The organism is Shewanella sp. SM74, assembly GCF_025653725.1.
Taxonomy (GTDB): domain Bacteria; phylum Pseudomonadota; class Gammaproteobacteria; order Enterobacterales; family Shewanellaceae; genus Shewanella; species Shewanella oncorhynchi.
This window is the reverse complement of record NZ_JAKKRZ010000029.1, coordinates 40,375-49,709: the sequence shown is the minus strand read 5'-3', so window position 1 is coordinate 49,709 and position 9,335 is coordinate 40,375. Positions and strand designations below refer to the sequence as shown.

Below are 9,335 nucleotides of genomic sequence, written 5' to 3'. Positions count from 1 at the left end.
GCGATAAGGTTATTCAATAAATTCCCTCATGTACGTAAAAAGCTATGGGGCAATAGCTTTTGGGCCAGAGGTTATTTTGTAGATACAGTAGGTGTTAATGAAGAAATCATTAGACGATATGTGCGCCATCAAGATAAACAAGATCAGGAACATGAGGCTCAATTGTCGTTGCAGATGATGTAGGTTCTTGGAATAGCCCCTTCCAGGGGCAAGTCAAAGCCGCCTTCTAAGAAGGCGGATTCTTTACTGGATGAGCTTGAAGTCATTCGCTTAAAGTAGAACACGACGTAATTGAAATCAAAAATGTCGTCCACCAAGAAGTTTACTTAATATAGAAATGCCAAGAATTTAATCAGATTAAGCTGGAACAGTCAGATTAAGTTGGAACAGACTATGCGGAAGTGGAACAAGAAGGATATGCGAGAGTCAAAGAAATGGTGGAGGGAGAAGGATTCGAACCTTCGAAGGCTGAGCCGTCAGATTTACAGTCTGATCCCTTTGGCCACTCGGGAACCCCTCCACAAACTTTCTTTATTAGCTTTACAACTAACTTTTAAAATTGTCTTTCAAAACATCATCAATAACGGACTTGTTTATCAAGACAAAACTAAACATTGGCCATGTTTAGCTTTTGAAAAATGATTATCTGCGTTAGAGATAAAGATGGTGGAGGGAGAAGGATTCGAACCTTCGAAGGCTGAGCCGTCAGATTTACAGTCTGATCCCTTTGGCCACTCGGGAACCCCTCCACTAATACCTTTAACGCTTTTGTAAAACTCTACATCATTTTCGAACAACACGATAAAACTTGCAGTGCAAATGGTGGAGGGAGAAGGATTCGAACCTTCGAAGGCTGAGCCGTCAGATTTACAGTCTGATCCCTTTGGCCACTCGGGAACCCCTCCTCAATTGCGGCCGCCATAGTAGTCAGAAACCTTTTCCATGTAAATACCCAATTTAAAAATATTCCTAAAGTTATGTATCAAATGGTCGATTAACTAACAACGAATTGTTTTGACGATGTTTTTTTATGCAAATTGATGTTCCTTTAGTCAACGAAGCCCAAATTGGCACCCGCTTAAACGCGGCGATAGAAAACGACAGACGGGGCGAATTCGCCCTGTTGCTGTCGTTACTGTCGGTTGACGCTCGGGACATGGCACAATTCCAATGGCAAAATGAACTTGATATGGCGCAAAAATTACAACGTCAGTTCGAATTGCCACCGCAGCAAAGTTTAATGGCGGATTTATCGTCTGCTGAACCAGTGGTTGATAACAGCAGTATTTTTCTGGCTCAAGGTCCACGTGCGTTTCAATTACAACAAGCATTGCGACCGGAAGCCTTAGTCATCCGTGGCAGCGAGCCAGCCGCAATGGCAGAAGCGTTAAGTAACTGTGACCATGTCACTCAGCTGAGACAAAGGGGCCAATTAACCGCACCTAAAGTCGAGATCATGCACTTTGCTGATCAATTGGCAATCCAACGTAATCTTGTGCCTTTGCTCGCCTCAGCCTAAGGCCGTCTTCCCGCAAGTGGTCTTCAATACCCATCAAGTCAATCTGATCCATTTCGATAAATAAGCGTGAGCTAAAGCCAGTTATCTTGAAGCTTAATTACCTATAATTCGTATTAACCTATCGAGTTAAAATTTACCGCGTTAAAAATTTAACGAGCATATTTTAGTGATGCCGTTAATCAGTCGCTCTATACATTAAGGAATACAGATGAAAGGCATAATAGAAGCACAGAGCCCGACAGTGAATGACACTTGCACCGATTGCGGCAGCTTTGTCGATATCGGCGCCGTTATTGATGAGCACGATACGTTATTGACGTTAAATTTTGTTGGCGATAGCGCTCAAGCGGATGCCGAAAGCATGGCAACACGCGCTCAAACTCGATTTGCTGAAGTGCAAACTGAATTTGTGACTAAAGCTGAAGGCGTCGACTTACTGCTGACCTTCAATGTCAGCGCGGAAAAAATGATTTTTCAATTGGAAAACGGCCTGTAATTTTTAAAGCAGCACTTTAGTTTTTAGTCGGTCATAGATGTCACAGAAATCGCGCTAATTGCCTAAAAATGCTGCTATTGTTAACCAAATTGTAATAAATTGTGCCACATGTTGCTGTGCTTGCAACAGTTAGTGTAATCTGCCTCCAAATAAGAATAATTCAATCAGCTTAATTCTAAATTTCAAGGTAAGTTTGCTAACAGCAAAGACCTTTAGCCCAACACGAAGTTTTGTAGGGAACCAGCGTGAAGCGACGTCAGCATCAGCATTTATTGGAGTCTTTGGTACAGTCAACTGCAAAACAGCAGGGCGATTTCACAAAGACGGCAGAGTTAACCACAGAGTTGTTGTGCCAGAATTTAGCGGTTTCCTTGGTATCAGTGTGGACTTTTTCATCTGATCAACAAACCCAATCACTCGTTGCACAATTTGGTTCTATGATGTTGCAAGACATTCATAGACCTAAGTTACTACAAGATTGTCCACGGTATGTACACGAGCTCAAAACTCTGCGCCATATCGATGCAGGCAATGCCCTCACCGATCCACGTTTAAGTGAATTGGCTGAGTGCTATTTTATCCCGCGGCAAATCAACTCGAGTCTCGACATCGCCATTCGTATCAATGGCCATCTCGAAGGTGTGCTCTGCATCGAGCGGGCACAATTGACTCCCCACTGGCATGACAGTGAAATTCACCTCGCGTGCCAGATGGCCGACCAATTAGCCCTGACCTTAGCGACAAAACACAGCTACGATAAAGAAGAAAGTTTGAGTTTATTTCGCTGTGCCACTGAACAATCGCGACAAATCAGTATGTTAATTAATCTGCATACTGAAAAAGTTGAGTATGTGAATCAGGCGCACAGTGAAATCACCGGCATGCCCCGTGAGCAGATTATCGGCGCGAATATCCGTGAGTTGGCTTTTTTCAAGCAGCATGCCCAGTTAGCCGAGCAAACCCTAGCGCAAATCTTTAGGGGCGAAATTGCCAAAGGCGAAGTGCAGTTTAGTCGTGCCGATGGCAGTCGTTATTGGCTGACATACGTGCTGAGTCAGTTCATTACCGATCGCGGTAATCATTATGCCTTGGTCTCGTGTGAAGAAAATACCGACGAGCATAACTATAAGTCAGAGCTTGAACGGCTTGCTTGGCGTTGTGGATTAACGGGTCTCCATAACCGTACTCATTTTAATCGAGTCCTTGAACGTACCACGAAGGGACTGTTGTTATTAGTTGATTTAGTGGGATTTAAGCGTTTTAACGATACCTATGGTCATGAAAATGGCGATAGTTTGTTGATAGAAATTGCCCGCCGTTTGAAACATTTTTCTGAGATTAATAAGGCCACCGAAATTGCCCGCGTCGGCAGCGATGAATTTGCAGTGCTATTGACCGATGATAATGCGGTTTACGATCTCGATTATTTTAGTACGCGCCTGTATCAACATCTTGCCATGCCTATTTTAATCGGCCGTGAGCAAGTCGAACCAAAGCCTGCTTTAGCTGTGGTTGATATTGCCTCTGTGGCGAGTTTGTTTGCCCCATTAACCTGTGCCGATATTGCAGTGCAGTATGCTAAAAAGAAAAAAGGCACTGCAATCCAAGTATTTAACAGCACGTTATTGAGTGCATTTAAAGAGGATGCGCAGATAGAACGTGATTTACACAGTGCGATCCGTGGTCGTCAGTTTGAGCTTTATTATCAGCCACTGAGGGATCTTGAGCAGAATACCTATATTGGCGCCGAAGCCTTAATCCGTTGGCACCACCCTAAAAGAGGTGTGTTATTTCCAGCTTCCTTTATTGATATTGCTGAGCAGTCGGGGATGATTAATTCTATCGGCAGTTGGGTTTTAGAGGCCGCTTGTCGACAGTTGAACCTATGGCAGCATCATAATGCAGATATGACAATGCATGTGAATGTATCGGCCCGCCAGTTCTTCAGTGGTAATTTATTCGAGCAAGTGTGGCAGTTGTTGACGCGTTATCGCTTGAAACCTAAGACGTTAATCTTAGAGATCACTGAGACTGAATTGATGGGTGATATTCGCCACGCGACCTTGTTATGCCAAGAATTAGCGGAATTAGGCGTAGGGCTCGCGATTGACGATTTTGGGACGGGTTACTGCTCTATGCGTTATTTGAAGCAGTTTCCGATCAGTAAACTTAAGATTGATCGTTCGTTTATTTCAGATCTTACCGTCAGCCGTGAAAGTCGCGAAATTGTGTCAGCCATTATCGCCATGGCGAATGCATTAAATATATCTTTGACGGCAGAAGGGGTTGAAACCCTTGAGCAAGAAGCATTTTTAGCGAAAAGTTTTTGCCATCAGGCACAGGGTTATCTCTATAGTCCTGCATTACGGGAGCCTGAGTTTGCACAATTTATCTTGTCGGCTAAAAGCGCTTCGGTCATAACTCACTAAAGTTACACATAACCCACTAAGTCACAATTATTTCAAATGTGCTGCTCACGATAAAATAAAGGCAACCTAGGTTTGTAATCTAGGTTGCCTTTATTATTCATCTCTGTGCTTGTTCAATTAGCACTATAAACCTTCATCGTAATTTTCCAGTGCAGTTCAGCACTGTATACCTATCGAGATTTTAAGCAGCATTGTTTGAATTTTTTGCCACTATGGCAAATACAGAGATCATTTCTACCGGGTAATTTAGCCGTCATTTGCTGGCCTTGGCTGTAATACCAGCGACTTGCTTGGTAGATGAATTCTGATCGCTCATAGATAGCATCAATTTCACCATCGAGCTTATACCAAGCTTTAAAAGTAACAGTGCCATGTCGTTGTTCAGCTATCGCCGCTTGAGCATTGTGGATTGGTGTTTCAGTACTGCTCTGTACATCTAATCCTAACCAATGTGGATGAGGACCAGCATTGAGGCTCGTGAGAGTAAGGCCATTTAGATAGTCTGGATGATGTGTTTTTAAAATGTAATCAAAATTTTTCAATACAAATGCGCAGTAGCGTGAGCGCATAAGCTGTTCAGGTGTACGGGCAATCACTTGCCCAGTGTCTACATGCGTATGCAGTGGACCACAGCAATCTTGATAGCTTAGCCCACTGCCACAGGGACAGGTTTGCTTAGTTGTAGTCATATTGGCTAAATCTTTAATTTAATTGTATTTGTTTAAATTTATTCGATTTCTATCTAAATGCGTTAGATGTGAGATAGTCCATTTAAACGTAATAGGCATTAACATTAGGGTAATTTTTTACCCGCAGGTAAAGGCGGAAATTGGCGACCATAATACAAGTTAGGTACCGGTTTCGCATTCAGATAATAGCTAGGTTCTGCGCGGTTATTGGTATCTAAGCTCACTTTCCATTGGGTGGATGAGACTTTTTCTGTACCAATAGCAAATTTGCCCGCAAATTCACTCACAGGTTCGCCAGTTTCTTGTGCTGGGTAAAATCGAACCAAATAATAGCCTGTATCTATTGCACCATTACCGATAATTTTGCGTTTAGTAATGCGGAAATCCACGTCAATAGTGGCTTTTTTGGCGCGGATTTTATCGAAAAACTTCTTGTAAATGGCGACAATATTGTCTCGTCCATAGTAAATTTCTTTACTTTGACTCTCTGATAAGTAGCTAGCGTCATCAGCGTAAATCTCACGGGTCACCTCAGGAGACAATTGATTAAAAGCGCTAATAAACAAAGGGTAATTAGCATTGATCAATTGATCATCAGTGGATTTTGTATGAGTTTTAGCTGGATTGGCTAAGCTTGGCAGTGACAATAAGCACATCAGGACTAGCGGCAAAAATTTCATTACTTTATTCTAATCTGGCAATCATGGCGTCACTATAATGGAGGCGCCCGCTGAACTAAAGCCTTGAATGTTTACAAAGTGTGTTTCTATACAAGAGTGTGAAGTAAAGGAGCTTGCCATGCTGGATGATGAATCAGCACTGTTTTTTGAGGAAATGGCTGGAGTCGTACCACTAAAAGGCGATATGCCAGTGGTAAATTTAGCACCGAAAGCGTTGACGGCTGAGCAAATACACAGACGCGATGCTTTAGAACGGGAAGCCTTCCTAGCGTGTATGCCACTGGATTTAAAAGCGTTTCCACAGCAAGCGCCAGATGACATTGTGAGCTTTAAGCGTGAGGGAGTACAAGGCGGCGTTTTTAAACGACTCCGAATGGGGCAATACAGCATCAAGATGGAGCTTGATGTGCATACTTATCGGTTAAACCAAGCTCGTGATGCCGTCCTTAACTATTTACTGGCAGCGCAGGCACATGGTGAACGCTGTGTCATGTTGATCCACGGTAAAGGCTATCAGAGTCAACCCTTTGCGGGATTGCTCAAATCCGCTGTGTGCTATTGGTTATCACAACTCGATATGGTGCTTGCCTATCATTCGGCGAAAACCGAGCAGGGCGGTGCTGGGGCACTTTATGTGATGTTAACTAAGTCAGAACAGCTCAAGCTTGAAAACCGTGAAGCTAATCGTAAAGGCATGGGATGGCGTTAGATTAAACAGATAAGTATTGAATAAAAATGCCCAATTTTATTGGGCATTTTGTTTTATGTTATTGGGTGATGATTTAATGAAGCCTTACCAACCACACTGGCGGTTTGCGGTGGTATTTTGCTCATCTAACCATGTTTTAAGTGGGGCGAAGTAATCGAGCACCGCTTTTGCATCCATGGCTTCTTTGCCGGTGACTTCTTTCAATGCTTCTGGCCAAGGTTTACTTAAGCCTAACTCGAGCATCTTATTGAGTTTCTCTCCCGCGGCTTGATTACCATAAATACTGCATCTGTGTATCGGACCTTTATCGCCTGCAGTTTCACACAGCGCTTGATGGAATTGGAATTGCAAAATATGCGCTAGGAAGTAACGGGTGTAGGGTACATTGCCTGGTACATGGTATTTAGCACCCGGATCAAAATCTGCTTCACTACGTTCAGTCGGTGCTTTGACGCCTTGGTATTTTTCCCTCAGATCCCACCAAGCTTGGTTATATTGGGCAGGCGTGATTTCGCCGCTAAACACTTTCCAGCGCCACTGATCTATCATCAGGCCAAAGGGCAAGAAAGCAATTTTGTCTAAGGCTTGTTTTAGTAAGAGGCCGATATCCTTAGATGCATCAGGCACTTCTTCTAATAAGCCGATCTGCTTTAAATAGCTTGGCGTGATTGACAGTGCAATCGTGTCACCAATTGCTTCATGGAAACCGTCGTTAGCGCTATTTTTAAACAGGAATGGTTGTTGCTTATAAGCGCGTTGATAGAAGTTATGCCCAAGTTCGTGGTGGATAACGCTAAAATCTTCGGCAGTTTTTTGGATACACATTTTAATACGGATATCGTCGAGATTATCGAGATCCCACGCCGAAGCGTGACAAACCACATCACGGTCCTTTGGTTGAACGAATAGAGAACGTGCCCAAAAACTTTCTGGCAATGGTGCGAACCCTAATGATGTGAAGAAGCCTTCGGCTTGTTTCACCATTTTATGCTCGTCATAGCCTTTCTTTGCCAGTAACTCAGTGACATCGTAACCCGGATCAGCATTGTCAGGGGCGACGAGATCATACACATTACCCCATTGCTGGGCCCACATGTTGCCAAGTAAGTGTGCCGGGATGGGTCCAGTGGTTGGTGCGACGGTATCGCCGTACTCTTTATTCAATTCTCCCCGTACGTAGCAGTGCAAGGATTCATAAAGTGGCTTAACTTGGCCCCAAATACGGTCGAGTTCCTGTGAAAAGTCATCGGGCTTCATATCGTATTGACTGCGCCATAGTTCAGACAGGTTGGCATAACCGAGATCCTTCGCGCCTTCATTGGCCAGTTCAACTTCGCGTTGAAACAAGGGGCGCATGGGTTTAGCTATTTCACGCCAGCCTTTCCACGCTTCCAGTAATTTTACGGGATCACGTGATTCGGCCATTAAGCTCGATAGCTCAGGCTGAGTCATACACTTGCCGTCGGCAAAACAGTATTTTCCTTTGCCGTATAAGCCATTTAACTCTGAACTAATTTGCGCTAGCTCGGTATTCTTCGCAGGATCGAGCGGCGCGGGTAACACTAACGCACTGCGCAGGATATTGAGCTTGCGGGCATTTACGGGATCGAGTTGCACATTGGCATACTTAGCCGCCTCGGTTGCAAATTTTACCGACGCTGCACTGACCTTTTCGCCGACTGCGGCAGACAGAGCCGCGGTATCATCAGTAATAAAGTTGCTGTAAATCCACTCGGCGCGATTAGATTCAATCGATAATTCGGCCATCTTGGCTTCTGCATCATTAATAAAAGCAATGGCTTGTGCTTTATCTGGGGCGGTATTGATGACAGCTGCTTCTGCAGTAGCTGTTTTGTCTGTTTTACTTTGTGCATCATTACAGGCTGTTAATCCCAGTGCGAGTGCCACTGTGAGGGCGATTTTACTGCGACGATTCAATGAAATAACCATGTCTAGTTTTCCTTGTTGTTTTTGTGTTACACAGTTTACCTAAACCACAGGGTTATTGCACAAGGGTTAGTTGACTTGTTTTTAACACTTATTCGGACATGTACGACATACCGCTTGTATCACAGACTAGAAAGCGGTGAATTTGTCCAATTTTAGTTTGACATCCGTGGTGCCAATGTTTAATTTAAACGAGTGTTTTAAATTAATTCAAGGTCACGGAATGGCAAGTCGATCCGATACAAAAACTAGAATACTTGATGCCGCAGAAAAACTGTTCGCCGAACGGGGCTTTTCTGAGACTTCCTTGCGACTCATTACCAGCAAAGCTGAGGTGAATTTAGCATCGGTCAATTATCACTTTGGTTCTAAAAAAGAGCTGATCCGTGCAGTGTTAGCCCGCTATTTAGACGTATTCATGCCTGCTGCTTCAAGCCAAATTCACCGTTTAAATGCCGCTCCAGCACAAGCTACACTCGAAGAGATCCTGTCTTCTTTGGTCGATCCTTTATTGGATTTAAACGCGCTACGTACCGAAGGTACCACGATCTTCCTGCAGCTTTTAGGCCGTGGCTATATCGAAAGCCAAGGGCATTTACGTTGGTTTATTACGACCCATTACGGCCAGCATCTGGATGCTTTTGTTAAAGCCGTTTCGGCCAGTGCACCACATATTCCACCCGCTGAAATGTTTTGGCGCTTACACTTTACCTTAGGCACTATCGTGTTCACTATGGCGTCCGCTGATGCCCTAAATGACATTGCTGCTGCTGAGTTTGGTGAGCATAACGACATCGAAGCCGTGATCCGTAAAGTGATCCCCTACATGGCGGCTGGCGTATCAGTCCCCGTTTCTTCTTAATTAA

The 9,335-nt window shown here is 44.0% G+C and carries 8 protein-coding genes, 3 tRNA genes and 1 pseudogene; 6 read left to right on the top strand and 6 right to left on the bottom strand.

Features of this window, described 5'->3' with window-relative positions:
* Positions 1-183 (top strand): annotated as a pseudogene (tnpA, locus tag L5M49_RS20945) (IS200/IS605-like element ISSod23 family transposase); the annotation flags it as partial.
* Between the two features lie 252 nt (positions 184-435).
* Here tnpA and L5M49_RS20940 read toward each other — a convergent pair.
* The 3 genes from L5M49_RS20940 to L5M49_RS20930 all read right to left on the bottom strand — a co-directional run bounded on the left by L5M49_RS20940 (position 436) and on the right by L5M49_RS20930 (position 905).
* A tRNA-Tyr gene (locus tag L5M49_RS20940) sits at positions 436-520 on the bottom strand.
* 144 nt (positions 521-664) lie between these two features.
* Positions 665-749, bottom strand: a tRNA-Tyr gene (locus tag L5M49_RS20935).
* 71 nt (positions 750-820) lie between these two features.
* A tRNA-Tyr gene (locus L5M49_RS20930) sits at positions 821-905 on the bottom strand.
* 125 nt (positions 906-1,030) lie between these two features.
* Here L5M49_RS20930 and L5M49_RS20925 point away from each other — a divergent pair.
* The 3 genes from L5M49_RS20925 (at position 1,031) to L5M49_RS20915 (ending at position 4,444) form a co-directional block, all read left to right on the top strand.
* Positions 1,031-1,519 carry a VC2046/SO_2500 family protein gene (locus tag L5M49_RS20925; protein WP_263185589.1) on the top strand — a complete coding sequence of 163 codons (489 nt, stop codon included), beginning with the start codon at positions 1,031-1,033 and terminating at the stop codon, positions 1,517-1,519.
* 208 nt (positions 1,520-1,727) lie between these two features.
* Positions 1,728-2,015, top strand: a complete 288-nt coding sequence (locus L5M49_RS20920; protein WP_219233569.1) for a DUF406 family protein — start codon at positions 1,728-1,730, stop codon at positions 2,013-2,015.
* 245 nt (positions 2,016-2,260) lie between these two features.
* Positions 2,261-4,444, top strand: a complete 2,184-nt coding sequence (locus tag L5M49_RS20915) for a putative bifunctional diguanylate cyclase/phosphodiesterase (RefSeq protein WP_198573477.1) — start codon at positions 2,261-2,263, stop codon at positions 4,442-4,444.
* 170 nt (positions 4,445-4,614) lie between these two features.
* On the opposite strand, the gene L5M49_RS20910 is transcribed toward L5M49_RS20915, so the two are convergent.
* A complete protein-coding gene (locus L5M49_RS20910) occupies positions 4,615-5,133 on the bottom strand; it encodes a YchJ family protein (RefSeq protein ID WP_263266785.1) in 519 nt (172 codons plus the stop codon).
* Positions 5,134-5,237: 104 nt separating this feature from the next.
* On the bottom strand, positions 5,238-5,813 hold the full coding sequence (locus L5M49_RS20905; RefSeq protein ID WP_028760004.1) for a DUF4440 domain-containing protein: 576 nt from the start codon (positions 5,811-5,813) through the stop codon (positions 5,238-5,240).
* Positions 5,814-5,931: 118 nt separating this feature from the next.
* Between L5M49_RS20905 and smrA the strand changes: the two genes are divergently transcribed.
* Positions 5,932-6,522, top strand: a complete 591-nt coding sequence (smrA, locus tag L5M49_RS20900) for a DNA endonuclease SmrA (RefSeq protein WP_263266784.1) — start codon at positions 5,932-5,934, stop codon at positions 6,520-6,522.
* A gap of 84 nt (positions 6,523-6,606) precedes the next feature.
* On the opposite strand, the gene L5M49_RS20895 is transcribed toward smrA, so the two are convergent.
* Positions 6,607-8,472 carry a M2 family metallopeptidase gene (locus L5M49_RS20895; RefSeq protein WP_263266783.1) on the bottom strand — a complete coding sequence of 622 codons (1,866 nt, stop codon included), beginning with the start codon at positions 8,470-8,472 and terminating at the stop codon, positions 6,607-6,609.
* Between the two features lie 220 nt (positions 8,473-8,692).
* On the opposite strand from L5M49_RS20895, the gene L5M49_RS20890 reads away from it, so the two are divergent.
* The gene (locus L5M49_RS20890; protein ID WP_028760001.1) at positions 8,693-9,331 is read left to right on the top strand and encodes a TetR/AcrR family transcriptional regulator; all 639 of its coding nucleotides are present in this window, start codon (positions 8,693-8,695) and stop codon (positions 9,329-9,331) included.
* Positions 9,332-9,335: the final 4 nt, after the last annotated feature.